At 31.5% G+C, this 19,626-nt stretch carries 22 protein-coding genes and 1 riboswitch; of the genes, 14 read left to right on the forward strand and 8 right to left on the reverse strand.

The genetic code is table 11. From position 1 onward, the window contains the following. Window positions 1–627: 627 nt before the first annotated feature. The 3 genes from BP18_RS05740 (at window position 628) to BP18_RS05755 (ending at window position 2,147) form a co-directional block, all read left to right on the forward strand. Window positions 628–1,023 carry a hypothetical protein gene (locus tag BP18_RS05740; RefSeq protein WP_029277448.1) on the forward strand — a complete coding sequence of 132 codons (396 nt, stop codon included), beginning with the start codon at window positions 628–630 and terminating at the stop codon, window positions 1,021–1,023. Between the two features lie 19 nt (window positions 1,024–1,042). Continuing rightward, window positions 1,043–1,573 (forward strand): GNAT family N-acetyltransferase, encoded by a 531-nt coding sequence (locus tag BP18_RS05745; protein ID WP_029277446.1) that lies wholly within the window; start codon window positions 1,043–1,045, stop codon window positions 1,571–1,573. Between the two features lie 370 nt (window positions 1,574–1,943). Further along, window positions 1,944–2,147 (forward strand): hypothetical protein, encoded by a 204-nt coding sequence (locus tag BP18_RS05755; RefSeq protein WP_035019414.1) that lies wholly within the window; start codon window positions 1,944–1,946, stop codon window positions 2,145–2,147. Between the two features lie 452 nt (window positions 2,148–2,599). Here the strand turns inward: BP18_RS05755 and BP18_RS05765 are convergent, their stop codons facing one another. Together BP18_RS05765 and BP18_RS05770 are read right to left on the reverse strand one after the other, a co-directional pair. Then, window positions 2,600–2,923, reverse strand: coding sequence for a hypothetical protein (locus BP18_RS05765; RefSeq protein WP_029277436.1), 324 nt, complete (start codon window positions 2,921–2,923; stop codon window positions 2,600–2,602). 218 nt (window positions 2,924–3,141) lie between these two features. Beyond that, window positions 3,142–4,734: an ABC transporter ATP-binding protein gene (locus tag BP18_RS05770; RefSeq protein ID WP_007722739.1), complete on the reverse strand. Its 1,593-nt coding sequence runs from the start codon at window positions 4,732–4,734 to the stop codon at window positions 3,142–3,144. Between the two features lie 185 nt (window positions 4,735–4,919). On the opposite strand from BP18_RS05770, the gene BP18_RS05775 reads away from it, so the two are divergent. The 4 genes from BP18_RS05775 to BP18_RS05790 all read left to right on the forward strand — a co-directional run bounded on the left by BP18_RS05775 (window position 4,920) and on the right by BP18_RS05790 (window position 9,365). Then, the gene (locus tag BP18_RS05775; RefSeq protein WP_029277434.1) at window positions 4,920–5,816 is read left to right on the forward strand and encodes an Rgg/GadR/MutR family transcriptional regulator; all 897 of its coding nucleotides are present in this window, start codon (window positions 4,920–4,922) and stop codon (window positions 5,814–5,816) included. A gap of 200 nt (window positions 5,817–6,016) precedes the next feature. Beyond that, a complete protein-coding gene (locus BP18_RS05780; RefSeq protein WP_029277432.1) occupies window positions 6,017–6,604 on the forward strand; it encodes a GNAT family N-acetyltransferase in 588 nt (195 codons plus the stop codon). 148 nt (window positions 6,605–6,752) lie between these two features. Next, window positions 6,753–6,828: riboswitch (Fluoride riboswitch) on the forward strand. A 76-nt stretch (window positions 6,829–6,904) separates the two neighbouring features. Continuing rightward, complete coding sequence (locus BP18_RS05785) at window positions 6,905–8,080, forward strand: cation:proton antiporter (RefSeq protein WP_035050403.1); 1,176 nt, start codon at window positions 6,905–6,907, stop codon at window positions 8,078–8,080. 82 nt (window positions 8,081–8,162) lie between these two features. After that, a complete protein-coding gene (locus BP18_RS05790) occupies window positions 8,163–9,365 on the forward strand; it encodes a chloride channel protein (RefSeq protein WP_029277430.1) in 1,203 nt (400 codons plus the stop codon). Between the two features lie 519 nt (window positions 9,366–9,884). Here the strand turns inward: BP18_RS05790 and BP18_RS05795 are convergent. After that, window positions 9,885–10,709, reverse strand: coding sequence for a DUF1129 domain-containing protein (locus BP18_RS05795; RefSeq protein WP_081835475.1), 825 nt, complete (start codon window positions 10,707–10,709; stop codon window positions 9,885–9,887). After that, the gene (locus BP18_RS05800; protein ID WP_007722721.1) at window positions 10,702–11,034 is read right to left on the reverse strand and encodes a PadR family transcriptional regulator; all 333 of its coding nucleotides are present in this window, start codon (window positions 11,032–11,034) and stop codon (window positions 10,702–10,704) included. Before BP18_RS05800 ends, BP18_RS05795 begins: the two co-directional genes overlap by 8 nt. A 323-nt stretch (window positions 11,035–11,357) precedes the next feature. Here BP18_RS05800 and BP18_RS05805 point away from each other — a divergent pair, with 323 nt between their 5' ends. From BP18_RS05805 to BP18_RS05820, 4 genes are all read left to right on the forward strand, one after another. Continuing rightward, window positions 11,358–11,555 carry a helix-turn-helix transcriptional regulator gene (locus BP18_RS05805; RefSeq protein ID WP_007722718.1) on the forward strand — a complete coding sequence of 66 codons (198 nt, stop codon included), beginning with the start codon at window positions 11,358–11,360 and terminating at the stop codon, window positions 11,553–11,555. After that, complete coding sequence (locus tag BP18_RS05810; protein WP_007722715.1) at window positions 11,552–12,010, forward strand: hypothetical protein; 459 nt, start codon at window positions 11,552–11,554, stop codon at window positions 12,008–12,010. Before BP18_RS05805 ends, BP18_RS05810 begins: the two co-directional genes overlap by 4 nt. A gap of 146 nt (window positions 12,011–12,156) precedes the next feature. After that, the gene (locus BP18_RS05815) at window positions 12,157–12,621 is read left to right on the forward strand and encodes a GNAT family N-acetyltransferase (protein ID WP_007722712.1); all 465 of its coding nucleotides are present in this window, start codon (window positions 12,157–12,159) and stop codon (window positions 12,619–12,621) included. Window positions 12,622–13,389: 768 nt separating this feature from the next. Next, window positions 13,390–13,860 (forward strand): DUF5626 family protein, encoded by a 471-nt coding sequence (locus BP18_RS05820; protein WP_007722709.1) that lies wholly within the window; start codon window positions 13,390–13,392, stop codon window positions 13,858–13,860. Here the strand turns inward: BP18_RS05820 and BP18_RS05825 are convergent, their stop codons facing one another. Continuing rightward, window positions 13,861–14,373, reverse strand: a complete 513-nt coding sequence (locus BP18_RS05825) for a helix-turn-helix domain-containing protein (RefSeq protein WP_007722706.1) — start codon at window positions 14,371–14,373, stop codon at window positions 13,861–13,863. Between the two features lie 190 nt (window positions 14,374–14,563). On the opposite strand from BP18_RS05825, the gene BP18_RS05830 reads away from it, so the two are divergent. Continuing rightward, complete coding sequence (locus tag BP18_RS05830) at window positions 14,564–14,770, forward strand: hypothetical protein (RefSeq protein ID WP_029277426.1); 207 nt, start codon at window positions 14,564–14,566, stop codon at window positions 14,768–14,770. A gap of 330 nt (window positions 14,771–15,100) precedes the next feature. On the opposite strand, the gene BP18_RS05835 is transcribed toward BP18_RS05830, so the two are convergent. Genes BP18_RS05835 through BP18_RS05845 form a run of 3 tightly spaced genes read right to left on the reverse strand, consistent with a single transcriptional unit; the run spans window position 15,101 to window position 17,830 of the window. Then, entirely contained in the window at window positions 15,101–16,312 is a 1,212-nt protein-coding gene (locus BP18_RS05835; protein WP_007722699.1) for a putative glycoside hydrolase, read from the reverse strand. Between the two features lie 4 nt (window positions 16,313–16,316). Further along, on the reverse strand, window positions 16,317–17,165 hold the full coding sequence (locus tag BP18_RS05840) for a polysaccharide deacetylase family protein (protein ID WP_007722697.1): 849 nt from the start codon (window positions 17,163–17,165) through the stop codon (window positions 16,317–16,319). Window positions 17,166–17,188: 23 nt separating this feature from the next. Then, window positions 17,189–17,830, reverse strand: a complete 642-nt coding sequence (locus BP18_RS05845; RefSeq protein ID WP_007722674.1) for a YkyA family protein — start codon at window positions 17,828–17,830, stop codon at window positions 17,189–17,191. 259 nt (window positions 17,831–18,089) lie between these two features. Here BP18_RS05845 and lspA point away from each other — a divergent pair, with 259 nt between their 5' ends. Together lspA and BP18_RS05855 are read left to right on the forward strand one after the other, a co-directional pair. Continuing rightward, window positions 18,090–18,551: a signal peptidase II gene (gene lspA, locus BP18_RS05850; RefSeq protein WP_007722673.1), complete on the forward strand. Its 462-nt coding sequence runs from the start codon at window positions 18,090–18,092 to the stop codon at window positions 18,549–18,551. 46 nt (window positions 18,552–18,597) lie between these two features. After that, complete coding sequence (locus BP18_RS05855) at window positions 18,598–19,503, forward strand: RluA family pseudouridine synthase (protein ID WP_029277423.1); 906 nt, start codon at window positions 18,598–18,600, stop codon at window positions 19,501–19,503. Window positions 19,504–19,626 lie beyond the last annotated feature (123 nt).

Consider the following 19,626-nt stretch of genomic DNA (forward strand, 5'->3'; position numbering starts at 1 on the left):
AAAATATAAAACTTAAATATAGATGTTTACCTTGAGGAAAAAATAATGGTGCAGTTTTGGCATTACTAAATATTTTGAAAGCTAGACTTATGATTTTTCTTGAAAAAGATGTTTGATAGTAAAGTTAATTTATCTACAAATACTCTAGAAAGTACTATAAAAGTATCAAGGGAGGAGATGTTTTGAAAAATAATATGTACTATATCCTAATGATTTTTTATTTTCTTTTTATTATACCCTTATTTTGTACCACAATATCTTTCTTTAGATGGTTTTCTATTAAGTTGGTTGTTATTTGTAGCTTTAACGGCCACGTTGATTAGATTAATAATGTCGTATTTGAAAAAAAAAAAGATAATTAATTTCATCTATCCCTTTTATAGTATTTGCATTAAACTAAAAACGATAATATGTTTTTGGTTCCAAAAATTATTCTTTATAGATCTAAGACTATTTACATTGAAGCTATAGTTTATTTAGATACTCAAAAAAGAAAAGAGGTACTCAAGTGAAAAAATACAATAAAATACTCATTGCTTTGGTCATCATACTGGCTGTTCTTGTTCTTGCTCCAGTTATTATATACTTAGTTTATAGTTGATTTCATTTAAAAGGTAGGGAATGAATATGAAAAAGAATATGAGCGTTCTTCTCGCAAAAGTCATTTATAGCTTATTCATAATGGCAACGATAATAGCTCTTATAGTTGTTTATAAAAACATAGAGAATCCTGTTTCTACTAATTTTTTATTGGGTTATGTCCTTTTTGCAGTCTTGATGGTTATTTATATTCCTATTATCACTATTGTGAATGCAAGAAATTTTACATGGAATCAAATAAGAAAAAGAATTGTTAAATTTACTAGCTTATTAATATTGTTTACTGCAGTAAATTATTGTTTTGATTACATAGTTCGACCAACTGAGATAGATTTGCTGAAAAATGCCAGTACTGGTTTAGGAGTATCATTTGGCATAGCTTTTTTTGATATCGTATTTTCAAAAAATAAAACGACGGTATAAATAAGAAAGGGGACAGCTAATGAGTAGAGTTGACTACCGAGAAATCACAAAAGAAAGTGAACTAGATTTACGCCTGCCAAATGAATCATTCGACGTATTTGGCAAATTAATTGTCAGTCGTCTAAATGAGAACTGGAAAACAGATATAGAGTTATTTAGCGAAGTTCATTCTATGGTGTTTCCCAATGAAGCATATCAGTTTGAAGAAATGAATAAAGACGGGTTTGCTCTGGGTGCTTATGAAGGTGGTAATTGTATTGGCTTAGCTGTTTTTAAAGCAAATTGGAACAGCTACATGTACGTTTATGATTTGAAAGTGAATCAAAAATTTCGCAAAAAAGGGATTGCCGAAGAATTGATTTCCAGAGGATTGAAAATAGCTCTGAAACTAGGTTATGTAGGATTGTACACTGTTGCGCAAGACAATAACATAGCTGCGTGCACATTTTACTTAAAACAAAAATTTATCATCGGCGGACTAAATACCAATGATTATAAGCATACAAAACAAGAAGGAAAGTCAGACATCTATTTTTACTTAGAAGGATAAAGGAAAAAAACAGCTGGGTTTTTATTAAAATAGGACGAAGCTTTACCAGTAATAACAATAAAAATGAAATATCCAGAAAAGATGGGAGGAATAGATCAAAGTGAAAGCAGTATTCCAGATTGTCTCATTTTTAATGTTCATATCTCTGATCATTATTTATATTAATTATGTTAATTATTATGATCACTTAATTTGGTTTCCGGGGATATTATTATTCGCAGGACTAGTTTTTAATTGGTATCTTTTTTCTAACCTTTTCACTAAATTGCGTAAGCAGAAAGAGGATAAAAAATAATTCAGATTCTATAGACGGTTTATTTAGCTTCTGATTAGATTTTTACTCATATTATCAAGGCATGCGAGCGAATGAATGTCAAAGGGGATGATATTTACGTTTAAATCAGAAAAATTTTATAAGTTTACTGGATTAATGATTGTTTCAATTGGATATATCAGAGTATCCGCAACAGGAGATTTTAGTAAAGGTAGATATTTAATCTTAGTCGGTTTATTGATTCAAATGATGGGATTACCATTTTATTTTCGTAAACGTTATAATAAAAAACAAAAATAATTGTTTATTGTAATTTTTATTACAAAGTATAGACAGAATACAAATTAGTCCGTAATTAAAAACTCTAGAGCTCTACAAGTGAAACAGCCATAATCTATTTGCTAATAAACGTATTATAAGGATAGGTGAATTACAATATGAAAGCGATAAAAATACTCATTCATCTGGTTACAATTGTGTTGTTGATTGTCCTTGGATTTAGTTATGTTAAATATATCAAACTTGAAGCTAACTTAATATGGATTCCTGGTTTTTTATCTTTTTTTGCTATTTGTTTTAATTGGTATTTCTACTCGAAATTATTTAATAAATTAAGTAAGGATAAAAAGAAATAAAAAAACATGAAGTTGGATAAAGTCTTGTTTATAGAACCTTATTAAAGTTGAAACAGACGTGATATCTCTAACTAAACAAAAGACCACCACTTTATTAGTAGAGTGGTGGTCTTTTATTCAGTTGGATAATGAAACCTTTTTCTTTTTTTGTTTTTTAGAACTAATCCAAAAGAATGTATTGAAAGCCAATACTCCAGAGATTAAAATAATGACACACATTCTTAATGCGACATACGTATCCAACAAAGTTGCCCAGTCTCCCTGGCTAATCCATTGTATGACTTGCATTAAAAGTATAGATAAACTAAGAAATGCCAGGCCTAAGCTGACCGTGAGTTTATTTGAAGAAAAATCTTTTTTCGATAAACTATAAAGTGGAATAATCCAGCTTCCCAAACCTAAAAGCAATACCAATATCAGACCAACTTCTTCTAAAAACATAATTATTTTCTCTCCTTTATGTTTAGTCTATTTTATTTCTATTACAAAACCTTAATTGATTTTAGTATACATTCTCTTATTAAGAATGACCAAGTTTTAACTATTTTATTTTACTTAAGATTTAATTTTGAGCTTCTTAAACCTTTTTGTTTTTTCATATAAATTGCTTGAAATAAGTGCATTTTTTTACTTTTTATCAAACCTCTTTAGGTGATATTTTATGAAAGAAATATGACTTGGTTTAATTGTTTCCGAATTGACTCGCGAAGTTGATGAGTGATCATTAATACGGTTAGTTCGTCATTTTTTATCAATTGGTTTTCGATTTCTAACGCACTCTTTTCATCTAAGCTAGAAGTTCCTTCATCAAGAAGGATGATTTTTTTGCCACGAACCAAACCACGAGCAAGCGATACGCGTTGTCGTTGTCCGCCTGAAAGTAGACGACCTGCATCACCAATATTTGTATCGATTCCTTGAGGTAGCTTTCTTACCACATCTTCTAAATAGCTACTCTTTAAGGCCTGATGAATTTGTTCATTGGAAAAATCTTCGTCTAAAGTGATATTTTCGCGGATTGTTCCTTCAAATAAATACGGAATTTGATCCATGTATAAAATATGTTCACGCAATTCCCTTCCAGATAAGAGACTTAATTCTTTTCCTGCAAATTGGACTGAACCATCGTAATCCGTTAATTTGCCGTTTAGAATATTTAATAGAGTTGTCTTTCCGCTACCACTTTCACCAACTATGGCATATTTTCCACCTAGCTGAAATGAGAAGTCTAAGTTATTCAGAACCACCTTGTCACCGTAAGCGTAACTTAAATTGTCTAAAAAAATTCCTGATTCAACTCGTTTAATTTCTTCAGTGGGTTTCTCAAATGAAGGTTCAATGCTTTCTAACTTTTTAAAAATTGGGTCAGCTGATCGAATGGCAGCAATTTGTTGGCTGATGTTTCCGACGGTATTAAATACATTGCTAGCTAACTCTCCGGTTGCCATGATTGAACCTATGGAGACGATTGATTGAAAAACTAAAAACCCAGTTAGACTCATAATCGACAGTTGCCCTAAAATATTTCCAAAAGTACCTAACAAAGCTACCTTTGCAGTCACTTTAGCTCGATTATTTTTAGCATCAGCTAGTTTGATAGATGCTTCTTTCGTATTTTTTGTTATATTTTCTAATAAATTAAAGGAAAAAAATGTATCAAATCCATTTAAGGTATCTGTCACTTTACTTAAGAATCGTTCGCTTTCTTCAGTTACGAATAAAGAGGACATGCTGAGCAGCTTTTGGTACACCATGGGTAATAAAATTGTTAAAATAGTAATAGAGAGGGTCAATAAAACAATGGACCAATGAAAGATGAACATGGCAATAATGGAACTAAAAGTGCTAATCATTCCTCCTAAGACGGTATAAAATTGATCGAAAGCAACTGTTTCAATCGTATTTAAGTCATTACTGAGCCAGGAAGCATATGTTCCAACTGATTTTGTATGGAAATTTGAGTAGCTAGTCTGTTCCATTCGTTTTGTAACATCTGTTCGAATAGCAGTAGCCATTTTTTGTTTTGTTTGGCTTCTTTTATTGATTTCAATATAGGAAAAGAATAAAAACACCATAAAAATTGCCGCATTGGCTAAAATTGTCTCAAAAAATAATGTAAAATTAAGATCAACTAATGCATTTAAAGAGGAAGCCATAACTACACTCACTAATGTTAGACAAACATTAGTGATGACTAATAAGCCAAAAATTAACAAGTTATGTTTCCAGAAACGCAATATATATTTTTTCATTTTTTCTCCTCCTAGTCATTCTTTCACTTAGAACAAATTATTTAGTAATTATGAGGTATAAGTCTAGTTTTAAATGAAAGGATACTGTATTGAATGTACAATTATTTTATTTGTATCTAAATTATAAACGAACTATACTTAATCAAAATAAAGAATTGCATATATGCAATAAGTTGGGAGAAAGTATGAATTATAGCAAAACATTTAAGAAAATACGAATAGCAAAAGGCATGAAGCTAAAAGAAGCTGCTGGAAATACACTATCAATTTCTCAATTGTCTCGTTTTGAAAACGAACAATCCATGATTTCAATTGATTCATTTATTGAATTGCTAAAGAATGTAAACACCTCACCAGAAGAATATTTTTACTTATTGAGAAAAGAAGAAAATGAATTAAAGAAATATTTTAATATAATAAAGAATTTGCTCAATAATAGAAAGTATGACAAACTTGAAGAGTTGGCTATTGATTTAAAAAATCAAAAACCTACATCGAATAGTTGGATGAGTTTCATAGTATTGTTTGTGGATAGCATTATTATTCTAGATAAAGAAAAAAGAATACTAAATCAACCAAGAGTTCTTTCTTACTTGATGAAAGTAGAAGACTGGGGAGAAATGGAATTATATATTTACGCCATTTTTGGTTTTGTATTTGATGTAGAAACAACCTATCTTTTAATGAAAACAGCGATTAAAAAAAGCCGATTATACCAATCGATTCCACAAGATATGAATCTACTATTTAGCATTTTGTCAAATAATTTTTCTACATTTATTCTACATAAGCGCTACGATTATGCAGAAGAAACTCTTGCTATTTTCGAAAAAAAACTATCGGAGAATACCCTATTAATTGAACCTCATTTAGATTTTTTATTTAATAAGGGGATCTTGGATTTTACGCAAGAAAAAGAAGAAAAGGCAAAAGAGCATTGCGAACAAGTATTTGAACTTTGCCGTTTATTTAAGCTAACTGAACAAGAAGAAAACTACCGAAAGCGCTATCTTATTTGGTCGAAAAGTTATCTAGATCCAGATTTTCAAGAACTAATAATCAAAATTGGATTCATAGTTTAAATGTTGTGGCTAAATAAATTTAGAATAAATAGTGCATCTCGATTTTATTAAGTTATGTATAATCCATTTTAAAAAGAAGTAGGATTTTTTTATAGAATTTAGTCGATAAATAATTAAAAAAGGTATTGCCATTATGGTATCATTTAAAATTAATAGCGCTCTATTAATAAACTGAATCAATACCTGATGAAGGAGAACTTATGACAACTCAAAAAAGCCGTATTTTATTACTAGCTGAAAATACTATTTTAGAAACAGAACGTTTGATTTTAAGGCCCATAAATTTGGAAGATGGCACAGATTTTTTTGAATACGCTAGCGATGAAGAAACAATGAGATACATTTTCAATCCACATACGTCATTGCATCAAACAAAAGAGTTTATTGCGAATTATTACTTAACATCCCCATTAGGTTTTTATGCGTTAGAACATAAAGAAGATCATAGAATGATTGGCGTGATAGAGTTTAGAGTAGAGGATAAAAAGCATGAAGGTGAAATTGGGTACATGTTGAATAAAAAGTACTGGAGACAAGGCTTAACAACTGAAGCCTGCTTACGCATATTATCACTAGGTTTCAACACGCTCCGTTTAGAACATATCTCTTCTGGTCATGATACTGGTCACATAGCTTCAGGAAATGTATTAAAAAAAGTAGGTATGACGTTCGAAAATATTACTAAAGATTCACATGAATTAAAAGGTAAGATGGTAGATACCCATTTTTATGGAATAACTAGAGATGCTTATTTAACAAGCCATCCTAAAAAAGCTGATTTAAATTAAATAACGAAGAGTCATTTTAGTAATTCCTTACCTGAATAATACATATATATATATATATATATATATATGCAATTTTCAAATATACTATACTAGTAACTGACTATACAACGTTTTGACTTGTAAGATGAAAAATTATATAATAGAACAATACCATTTTGGGAATGAATGTCTCCCTTAGCATACTGCTTAAACCGCTTATTAAAGCTGATGACTTCTGCGCATAGGCCGCAGTCTGTCTTCAGCTTTTTTTGTGGAGAGTGAGCAAATTATTTTTTTATTTAGAAGGAGGTAGAGTAAAGAATGCTTTTAAGTATAGCTTTGATATTAATTGTTGGTTTTATATTTAGTTCAATTTTTAGTCGTTTCCGTTTACCAGGTTTATTGGGTCTTATTTTAACTGGAATTATTTTAGGTCCATATGGTTTAAATCTTTTAGATTCTAAAATTTTATCTATCTCAGCTGATATACGTCAAATTGCATTGATTGTTATATTATTTAGAGCAGGATTGACCATGAACATCAGTGACTTGAAAAAAAAAGGTCGTCCGGCTATTTTAATGACCTTTTTACCCGCTACATTTGAAATAATTACAGTAACGATATTAGCCCCATTATTATTTGGAATTAGTACTTTAGAAGCGGCTATTTTAGGAGCTGTTTTGGGAGCTGTTTCCCCTGCAGTTGTGGTTCCGCGAATGATTGGCCTTATCGAAAGTGGCTATGGAAAAGCGAAAGGAATTCCCCAAATGATTCTAGCTGGTGCCTCTGTAGACGATGTTTTTGTGATAGTTTTATTCACATCATTTTTGGGAATGTTTCAAGGGAATAGATTTGACTTCTTTTCATTACTTTCGGTTCCTGTAGCGATTTTATTTGGTATTCTTTTAGGAGTTCTAGTTGGATACATTATGGTTAAACTATTCAAGTATCTTCATGTTCGCGATACTGTAAAAGTGTTGTTGATTTTAAGTGTTTGTTTTTTAATGGTTTCTCTAGAAGACAGTTTGAAAGGGATTTTTCCTATTTCTGGTCTATTAGGCGTTATGGCTTTAGGCGGGATTATATTGAAGTTATATCCACTTTTAGCTAATAGAATTAACATTAAATTTTCAAAAGTTTGGTCAGGTGCAGAAGTTTTTTTATTTGTATTAGTAGGTTCGGTAACGGATATATCGGCACTTAGTGAAGCAGGATTTTTTGTTGTTCTATTGATTTTTATTTCTCTAATCTTCCGTATGTTAGCAGTGTTTTTAAGTGTTGCTGGTACCAATTTAACAGCTAAAGAAAAATTATTTACAGCAGGCGCTTATACACCAAAAGCTACGGTACAAGCTGCGATTGGTTCTCTTCCGTTAGCGATGGGTGTGCCAGCAGGTAGCCTTATTCTAAGTGTCGCTGTTCTTGCTATTATTTTGACTGCTCCACTAGGTGCAATATTTATAGATCTTTCTTACAAAAAATTATTAGATAAATAAGACTTTACGCTTCTTATAACTACGCTATCATAAGCGATAGGAAAATAAAATTCGTTTTATACTGGATGAAAGGAATACACACATGAGGAAATATATAGTAGAGTATAAAGAAATTGGGATATACGCAGTTGTCGCAGTATTTATTGGGTTAGTAGTTGGAATGTTAGATGCATTATTTGGAGAAGTTCTTATTTTTATCAGCAGTTTTAGAGATAGTCATTTTATTTATTTAGTTCCATTCCTTCCTGTGGCTGGATTGATCATTGTCTATATGTACAAAAAAATAGGAAAGAATACGAATAAAGGCATGAGTTTAGTCTTTTCAGCAGGCAATGAAGAATTGCACGAGATTCCTAAACGAATGATTCCTTTAACCATTATTGGCACTTGGATAACCCATCTATTTGGTGGTAGTGCTGGACGCGAAGGTGTCGCTGTTCAGATTGGTGCGACTTTTTCTCATGCAATTGGTCGGAAAATTCCTTTTAAAAATGCTTCAAAAATAATGTTGATTACAGGAATGGCTGCAGGGTTTGGTGGCTTATTTGAAACCCCATTTGCAGCTACATTTTTTGCACTAGAGGTTCTAGTGGTCGGTAAATTAGAATATTTAGCGTTATTTCCTGCTCTAATCGCTGCATTTGTGGCTAGTTATGTCTCTCACTTTTTAGGCCTAGAAAAATTTTCAGTTAATCTAGATGTTGCTGTAACGATGGATAGTCAAACTATAGTTAAAATGATCCTCTTAGGTATGATATTTGGGATTGTAGGCGGCCTTTTTGCTTATGTTTTAGGCTACTCAAAACAATTTATAGGAAAGAAAATCCCAAATTTAAGTAAACGAATTTTCTTTGTAGGGATTTTAATTAGTTTATTGCTTTTAATTTTCCAAATGGGTAGATATTCAGGTCTTGGAACAAATTTAATTGCCGCAAGTTTTAGTGGAGGAAGTATTTATGGATATGATTGGCTTTTAAAATTCCTTTTAACAATTCTTTCCTTAGCCGCAGGTTTTCAGGGTGGAGAAGTAACACCCATCTTCTCAATTGGTGCTAGTTTGGGTGTTTGGCTTGCTCCTTTATTCGGTTTACCTATAGAGTTTGTCGCTGCATTAGGTTATGCAAGTGTATTTTCTTCTGCTACAAATACACTTATTGCACCTGCACTAATCGGAGCAGAAGTTTTTGGTTTCAATTATCTACCTTATTTTCTTTTAACCGTTTGTATTTCTTATGTTTTTAATGGCAATCATTCTATTTATAAAGGACAAAAGACAGTCTTTTAAAATAGATGAACGTAAAATGCTCATTAATTGCTTGAAATATTATTTATTGTTATTAGTTTGATAAATAACACAATTGACAAAGGTGGTTTGACTTTAACTATCATAAATAGATGTCCTTTTTGTTCTTTAAAATTAAAGAACAAAATAATGTATCAGCAACTAAACAATTGATTAAAGCAAGATAAATATTATTATTTCTATTGAAGGTAGCTTATTAGTATGACATGACATTTTTGTAACTAAGCCAGAAATTTTCTAAGAACAATTGATAAGGGTATCCAATTCTTTTAAAATATTTTCTTTTGAATTTAAAATAATTCTTAGTTGAAACAGTAAATGATTAATAGATTAATATATGAAATGGGTAGAATTAAACAAACAGAACCTTAATTTAACAAGGTTCTGTTTGTTTTTTATAGTTATCTTTATTATTGGATATAATAATAAAGATATATAGAATTGACAATCAGTTTAAAAAAGTATCGACACTAGTAAATTGTTGTTGCATCACCTGAAATTTTAGTTGTTTAACTGCCTGCTAGTAAAAAATATGAATACGTATTGAAGGAGAAGTAAAATCCCTAAAATAACACCCACACCTATTTTACCTTCTTTTGAACTTAATAATTCTGAAAAAATGTCTATCCTAGTAAGAATTCCTAAAATAGCAGAAGTAAGTAAAATTGGAAGAAAAGGTGCCCAAAATTTTCTATCCTTTTCTTTATAAAAAAGATAGAGTATTAGTCCAGATATAAGAATGATGGTAACTATGCCTAAATTACCACTAAGATTTACTTTGAGTGGCGTAGATATTAAAAAATTAATATAAAAACCAACTGAGACGCCTAATCCAACTAATAAAAGTAAAACTAGTTTAGAAAATTTGTCTTTAAATCGATATAAGCTAATCCCTAAAAGCCATAGAGAAAAGATAACCATAATAGCCCAATAGAATCCGCATATCAATAAGCTTCCGATATCTAGGGGTTCATCTGGAAAAATAAGGTTGGGTAAAGTGTTAAACATACTATAACTTGCTAAAGCTATTAGGATTATCTTTAGAGTATCTAAAAGGTTAATGGGCAGTTGTTTAATGATTTCATCAGCGACTTTTTTTGGATTTTCTCCAAAATATTCTTCTGCAGAAAATCCTTGTTCTTGCGCATCTAGGATATCTCGTAACACTTCTAGCAATAATTCTTCACTCTTTTTCACATCTCTAAAAACAGCCATTGTTCTAATATAAATAAGTAGGTTTCCGTAGTATTTTTCGTTTTCTTTTGTCAACGAATCTTGTAAGCTAGCAGTTGTTTCAATCAATTCATTTTTTTCCAATTTATTCACTTCCTTCTACTAGATTATCAACACTTTCTCTTAACTTATTCCATTGCACTGTAAATTCATTTTTTTCTATTAGTCCTTTTTCAGTAAGAGAATAATATTTTCTTTTGGGCCCTGTATCAGAGTCACGCAATGTCCCTTTAATTAATTCTTTTTTTTCCAGTGAGAGCAAAAGGGGATAGATCGTTCCTTTAGGAATATCAGTAAAACCAAATTTTGTAAGTTTTTCGCTCAGTTTATAACCATATAATTCTTCTTGATAAAGTAAAAGTAAGATACTACCTGATAAAATTCCTTTTAACATTTGAGAGTTTATTTTATTGTCCATAACATTCCTCCGCTAGTATGCTTTACAAGTTAGTTATACCAAAAAACTACTAACTTGTAAAGCATACTAGTTATTTTATAAAAATAGTTTGAGTTGTATTAAGCTAAGTTACTAAAAATTTCATAAGTAAATTGTGTAGGACATTCGTGATCACTTCTATGTATTCTTTGGTCAGAAATACATGATGAGTGTACCCAGAATGGCTTTTTTAGTTATCTAGCTAAGTCTTATTATACTCGGCGAAACTATATCATGTTGTACTCATTTAAATAGATGGTATAATTTACTTAGTGTAATATATATGTCATATAGGGAGTGATAATATGGCTAAGAATTTAAGATTGAAGGTAGCACGAACTAAGAAAGATATGTCTCAACAGCAGTTAGCAGATGCAGTAAATGTTACTCGACAAACAATCAGCGCTATTGAAAGAGGAGATTACAATCCGACGATAAATTTATGTATAGAGATTTGTAAAGAATTTAATCTAACATTAAACGATTTATTTTGGGAGGAATGAAAGTGAAACAATACGATGAATTCCAAAAATTAATGAGATATAAATATGGTTATTATTCATTTATTTCTTTAGCTAGTTTGATTATATTAAATTACATTCTTGGTTTATTTCTTGATTTTCATTGGGGTGCAACTAAAGAGCTAGAAATATTGATAATAGTGTACATAGTGGCGTTATTTTTTGTGAATATTTGTGTTTATCATAATGCTTACTTTCGCAAAAATGATAACAAAATGATTCTCTCATGGCTATGTTTAATTACGGGATTAATCGGTCTATATACGACTTACCAAACTTTTTTAATTAGGCCTGAAGAAATAATTATAGATGGAAAAATAGGTAGTGGGGTTATTCAATTATTTTCAAGTATTCTGTTTTTGTCTATCCCTGTTACTGACTTCATAAGAAATAGAATTGATAAAAAAATAGAAAAAAAAGAATGTCAACATAGTTAATTAAAAAAACAATACTTGTAAGGAAATAGAATCAAGTATTAATAACTTATTATTTCAGCATCAATTGTTATAAAAAAATATTCCTAAAAGGTAAAATGATTAAAATAGTGCTATGTTTAATTTAATTAAGGGAGGTTGATTGAAGAATGAAAAATAAAGGTATTTATTTTATGGAATTTAATGAAAGTGATTTATCAGAAGTGGTAAATGTTTATATCGAAGTGTTTTCAGCTGAGCCTTGGAATGATAAATTAACAGATAACCAAATTACATCCTATGTTAACCAAATGACTGAATTGAACACATTTAAAGGATATATCGTTAGAGAAGAAGGTACAGCTAATTTATTGGGTGCTGCATTAGGTTTTATTAAACCCTGGTATATGGGAAAAGAATACCAGTTAGATTCCTTCTATATTTCAAATGATTATCAAGGGAAAGGGATAGGTACAAAATTCTTGAATTTTATCAAAGGACAATTAAAAGATAGTTGTATACCCACTATAATATTAGATACCGATCGAGGCTATCCAGCTGAATTATTTTATTTAAACAATGGTTTTGAGCATTCAAATTCATCAGTTATACTTCACGGAGATACTTCTAGCTAAGTTTAAAAATAGGATATATTTTTTTGTTAATACAAGGTTCTCTTTCATTGGAAAGCGCTTTATTTTTTTGAAATAGGCTAGTACCATAGCAATAGAGTAAAAAGAAGTACTTATGATACTGCCTATTAAGTAATTATAAATAGTTTTACCAGGATGGAAAAAGTAAAAAAAGATATACATAAAAATGAAGAAAGTAACTGCACTTAAAACTTCTCGTTTTACTCCTTTTATATTCATAGGTTCTCCTTTTTATGAAAATATGTTATGAGCGGTATAAAACTTTCGTTATCGCTATTACAACGTGGACACGTTGCGCTAATTGAGATCTTTGGTCATAGAAACATGAAAAGGTCACGAAGCATTATATTGAACTTCAGATTGATTTATTAAGCTTATACTTTGAATAAAGTCCAATGAAATCAATTATTTTCATTGGACTTTTTTTCTATTGTTAATAACAAAAAAATTGATTGCCACAACTATAAGTAGTGAGGGAATTGCCCAAATAAAACTAAAGAAAAATGCTGAATTAAATGCACTTTTTATTGTTTAGTTGTTGTTAAACATAAAAATGAATCTTGTACCTAAAAGCACTAGTGCGAATGATAAATAGGAATAAGCGAAGGTTTTAAGATAGTTCTTTGCTTTTTCTGACAATTTAGTTCCTTCTTTTGAATTGGTTGTTATTTATTTAAAATAATTAGTTAATAACACTACTTTATCTGCTATATTATAGATGTTATTAAAAAAATGTTTGGAGGAATTTAATTGAAAAAACTAGTAGTTCTTTTATGTTGGTTCATCTTTTTTAGTCTAGACGTTACAGAAGTAAAGGCGGAAGAAGCTAATTCTATTGATACAAAAGAAGTGATCTATGATTTAGCAGTTGGAGGGACACAAACATTTGAAAGTTTGAGCCCTGATGGTGAGCAACTGATTATCGAAATTGAAGAAATACCTAGTTATTTTAGAGCTGTGAAAAATGGCAGTTACCAAATTGCAGCCTCTACTGCTGGTCAATGGAAAGCGAGTTACCAAATTACAGTGAGTGGCGATAAAATTACAAGAGCATATTCTCCTGCTATTGTGGCTTATACAGGAAGTTTTACACAAGCAGAATTGAAATTAGATAGTTCTATTCAATCTACTTACTATTTGAAAAGGAAAGTAGGTTTATTTACAACTTCAATCAATTTAAGAGCAAAGTTACAGTCTAATAAAATTTCTATTACGTATTAATTATCCTAAATACTCAACAGTAGTTGTTCCCCAACCAAAAATATCACTTAAAATGCCATAGCCTATAAATAAATTATAGGCTATACAACAAATGCACGCTATGTAGATCAACCTGTAGAGTGTGTTTGTTTTTTTATTTCTAATCATTAAAATAGGTGAGATAAGTAACCCTAAAGGTGAGATCAAGAAACTAAGAAATGAGAGACCTAATAATACCAAACCTTCATCATTTTGACTTATGCCACGAATAAAATTTAACTTTTGACTCTTATCTTCAATTTCGAGCTCATTTGCTTCGATTTTATTTTTAAGCTGTTTATTTTCTTTTAATAATTCATCTATAGATACTTCATAGTAGTTACTTAGTTTTACTAAATTAGCTAGATCAGGGAGGCTATTCCCATTCTCCCATTTTGAGATAGATTGTCTTGAAATATTTAAATGATCTGCCACATTTGTTTGTGAAAACCCTTTGTTAGTTCTACTTTGTTTTAATCTTTCTCCTAGTTCCATTATTTCCTCCTTGTGTTTCGTTTTTCTTTATCATACATAATTGAATAGTCGGTGGCTACCATTTATTGCCTTAAATTCTTGAAAAAAAGTATTAGCAACTAATAGTTGCTAGGATGTAAACTGTTGGTTGCTAGTAGTTGCTACGACGTTTAGATATAATAAAGGAACTATTTCAGTTGGAGGTGAGTTTGTGTTTACTAAATATAAAAAATTTAAAGAAAAACGGCCATATGCGAATGTCATACTGATAATGATATTTACGAGTTTTATTGGTATTTTAATAGAGTATATAGTAAATAAAGACTTTATCGGTTCAGGATTATATCCTGCTGTAGCATTCACTTTAATAGGCGTTTTAAGAGTCAAAAGAAGAAATAAAACAAAACAGGATTTATAATTGTCTTGTGAAATAGGATTAACCGATTACTTAACAATAATAGAAGCCTCTTTGTCAACTAATAGGGATTTAAAAAAATTTATGGGATAGACGGATTTGCCTGTAATAGTCCTGGTTTAAGCCAAATTCTTAAGAACTGTTAAGCCTCAAACACAGCTTAACAGCATTGAATACTTCATAGGGCTACAAGCAATTTTATTCCTCCAGAATGATAAGTATGAACTAAATTTAGCTATCAACACTAAAAGTATAGAGCAAAAAAGAACCCCCTCTGCAATTTAAGAGGGGGTTCTTCAAGTATCTATTTGAGAATTGTTTTTATGTTAGCCATTATTCCATATTGTAAGTTACACCTGGTGTGTAACTATTAGAAGCATCCCACAATAGAAATTCATTTACTCCAGCGTCGTGTAATGCTCTTACTTGATCTTCAACTTGAGCTGCACCATATTGTTGGTAATTTCCAGCTCCTAAGTAAGAAGCAGTGAAATCTTGTAGCCATGGTCTTGATTTTGGAGGTGTTTCTAAACCTAAAAGCAATTTGTTTTCAACTTTCATATACTCTGCAACTAAATTGTAAGGTTCTAAGTCTGGTTTACTAATTCCAAAGTAAGAGTTCCAATGACTTGGGTAAATCATAGAAGAAATAACGTCAACATTTTCAGAAATCTTAGAGAAGTTTTGTCCAATGCCAGGAGCTTCTGGAACGGTTGCTGAATAGCCAAAGATATCAACGGAAACTTCTACATCATAAGCTTTAAGTTGTTCTCTAGCGTAAGCCACAAAATCACTAACAGCTGAAACGCGTTGTTGAACGTCATCAAAATCGCTTGTTTCGTAATCACCCAAAGTGTAATCTAATGATTTGCTTTCGTTTTCAAAGCCTTCTGGGAAACGAACATAATCAAACTGAATTTCTTTGAAGCCCATTTTTGCTGCTTGTTTAGCTACTTCAACATTATAATCCCAGACTTCTTTAGAAAAAGGATTTACGAATGCATCGCCGTTAGCATTTTTCCAAACACTGCCGTCAGCTTTTTTAAAAGATAATTCAGGTCTAGCTTCAGCCAGTAAAGTATCTTTAAAGACCACCACCCGAGCGATAGGGTAGACTTCATTTTCTTCAAGTTGTTTCATCATAGCAGCTGGGTCAGTAACGTAATGCTTTGTACTATCTTGGACGATCTTATTTTCAGATTTCAAATCCATAGTCATATTACCGACATCGTCTTTGACATCAATAACCATTGAGTTTAACCCACTAGTATTGACAAAATTAATCAATTCTTTCATTTTATCTGTTCCACCGGCTGAATAGGCGGTAACGTAAATTCCTTTTACGCCATTTTCAGGATAGTCAATAGCAATTCCACTATCATAAGTGAATTTTGATGGGAATTGGACGGGTGTGCTTAGAATAGGTTCTGCATTAATCTCTAGTAGAGTTGGTTCAGAATTCTCATCTGCTGATACAGCAAGAGGGGAGAATCCAAAACTTGCTGTAACGAGTAGTCCAAACCAAAAAGATGTTTTTAATTTCATGTTTTTATTCCTCTCTTTCAGGTGTTTCAATAAGTTTAGGATCAACTAAGATATAGCCTTTTTCAACTAGGCCTTCCGCAATGGGTAACACTGCTTCATTCGTCCATGAACGGTCATGCATCAACAAATTAGCGCCATCATTTAGATATTCTGTAGTCAACATGATATCGGTTAAGGCTTCGCTTGTTTGATAATCTGCTTCCCAATCGTATCCGTAAGTCCAGTTCATAGAAACCATGCCTTCTTCAGCCATAATGGCATCAGAGGTTTCAGTTGTTACACCATGTGGTGCGCGGAAGAAGTGTGGCTTTTCACCTGTGACTTCATAAATCAATTCATTGGTTTTCAAAATTTCTTCACGTTGTTCTTCAGAGCTGATGGTACTTAAATTTGGATGTGTTTGGGTATGGTTTCCAATTTCAAATCCCATGTCATAAATTTGTTTCAATTTGTCTTTGCCTTCATCTGATTCTATGTACATACCGTTTACAAAGAAGATAGCAGGGGCGTTGATTGTTTTTAATTGTTTGGCTATATCTACCGCATGTTGATCTGGAGAGTCATCAAACGTTAAAAGAGCTACTTTTGGGTTGGTTTCTGAATCGATTGGTTCGACAACTGAAGTAGTTGGATTTATTTTGTAACGGTAAGCTTCTTGTTCGGTAGGCAATTCTTTAGTGGATTCGATTGAACTCTGAGCTGAACTACTTGTTTCACTTGAAATACTTGATTGATCTCCACTTGTTTCAGAAGTAAGTGAGCTGCTCGTATCATTGTCAGTTGCGCCAGATGTTTGACAGCCACTTAGAATAAGTGCACTCATAAGAGACACTCCCAGTAAAATAGTTTTCATTTTTAGAACTCCTTTTTCGTTACTTATTTTGAATCATCATTTAATTCGTTCAGAGATGCCGTTGTATTCTTATTTGAATCTTGAACCTCAACAAGTTGTTTATCCAACTTTAAAAGCAATTCTTTTGTTTTGGCATCTTGTTTATTAATTGATTCCATACCAGTAGTAAGTGTTTCGTATGTGGCTTCTCCTTTGCCTAAATCTGTGAAGTAAGTTTCTTGATCTGCTAATACTGATTCATAATGAGTGATGTACTCATCTAATGAAGCAGTTAACGTTTCTATTGTTGTCGTTAATTGGTCTAATTCTACTTGTGGCAATTTATCACTTGTTTTTTTGTCTAAAAGGACTTGTTCTTCTTTTATAGTAGTAGTGGCTTCTTTTAGTTCAGATAGTGAATTCGAACGCGTATCAACATTTTCAAAAACGGCAGAAGTTCCATCTGCGAATGTGCTTAAGGTTTCATCTTCAGCAAGTGTGTTTTCAAAAGATCCTTGCAATTTTTTTTCTTGTTCGGTAATGGCGTTTAAATCACCTACAATCTGATCTTCATGTGACTTAATGGCTGTTGTTGAATCTAATGCTTCTGCAACGTCATTGTTTCCACAAGCAGTTAAAAACAAGGCTACTGCGAATAGATTTGTGACTAAGTATTTTTTTTTCATTTTTATGCAAAACTCCTTTTTTTAGTTTAACCAGATTCGATTTAAGAAAAGAACGTCAAAAAAAGTGTAACATTACGTTCTGATTTAAATGAATCGCTTTTTCTATTATAGCAAACGCTTCCTGATATCTAAAGCAATACGAGTCGTTATTTAATGGTACAAAGTAATGGAATAAAAATAAAAAACTATCTCTTGACTAGAGAATCATGTAAAATGGTAGAGTAAGTGAAAAATAGAATGAGATAAAGAGAGGGCTAATATGTTTATATATTATATCTTAGCAGCCATCATAGTGGCCGTTGATCAGTTCACTAAATTCTTAACCGTGCAGAATATTGACTTATATGAAACAGTAGAAGTTATTCCAAATGTCTTATCATGGATGTACATTCGCAACACTGGGGCAGCTTGGAGTATTTTAGAAGGCCAAATGTGGTTTTTTTATCTTATAACCATCATAGTAGTAGGTGCAGTCATCTATTATTTGCAAAAATTCGGCAAGAACAGTCGATTATTTTCAATTGCTTTAGCACTTATTTTAGCTGGTTCAATCGGGAATTTTATTGATCGTATTCGCTTTGAATATGTTATCGACATGGTTCGTTTGGAATTTATAAATTTTCCGATTTTTAACGTAGCAGATATGTCTTTAAGTATCGGAGTATTCTTAATGATTATTTTTGTTTTCATAGACGAAAGAAATGAAAAAAAGAAACACTAAACCATTGCTTTATTGGAAAGAGTCGGTTTAAAAAAGGAGATCAAGTATGCCACAAGAACATAATTTTATTATTAAAGAAGAAACAGGTCGCTTAGACAAAGTATTAACGGAATTGCTGCCGTCTATCACCCGTTCGCACATCCAACAATGGATTAAAGAGGGAAATGTCACTGTCAATGGCGAGAATTTAAAAGCTAATTATAAGGTACAACCAAATGACGAAATTGTTATTATTGAACCAGAATTGGTTTCATTGGAAGTACTTGCAGAAGATATTCCAATCGAAATCGTATACCAAGATGAAGATGTCGTAGTGGTTAATAAAGCACAAGGTATGGTTGTTCATCCTTCTGCCGGTCATCAAACGGGTACTTTAGTAAATGCATTGATGTATCATATTAAAGATTTATCTGGTATTAACGGAACGATCCGTCCAGGAATCGTTCACCGTATTGATAAAGATACTTCTGGTTTACTAATGGTTGCTAAAAATGATAGTGCCCATGAAAAACTAGCTGCTCAATTAAAAGACAAAACGTCTTTAAGAGAGTATATAGCGCTTGTACATGGTGTGATTCCTCATGAAAAAGGCACAATTGATGCACCGCTTGGACGTTCAAAAGTTGACCGTAAAAAACAAGATATTATTGATGGCGGAAGAGAAGCTATCACACATTTTACTGTTCTTGAACGCTTCAAAGATTTCACTTTAGTGTCCTTAAAACTAGAAACTGGCCGAACTCACCAAATTAGAGTTCATATGAAATACATTGGTTACCCTTTAGCAGGAGATCCAATATATGGACCAAGAAAAACCTTAGAAGGCAAAGGTCAATTTTTACACGCCCAAACACTAGGATTTAAACACCCAACAACGGGAGAATTTGTAACGTTTGAAGCTCCGTTACCACAATTATTTGAAGATACATTAAAAAAATTAAGAAATGATTAATTCTTTTGATTGACTTTCTAAAAGACGCTCTGTATAGTCAGTAGTGACAGAAAGATAAATTATCCTTTAATCCTAGTCCTGTGAGACTAAGAAGGAGCATATTAAGAAAAGGTGGACGAAACC

The organism is Carnobacterium jeotgali MS3 (assembly GCF_000745125.1).
Taxonomy (GTDB): domain Bacteria; phylum Bacillota; class Bacilli; order Lactobacillales; family Carnobacteriaceae; genus Carnobacterium_B; species Carnobacterium_B jeotgali.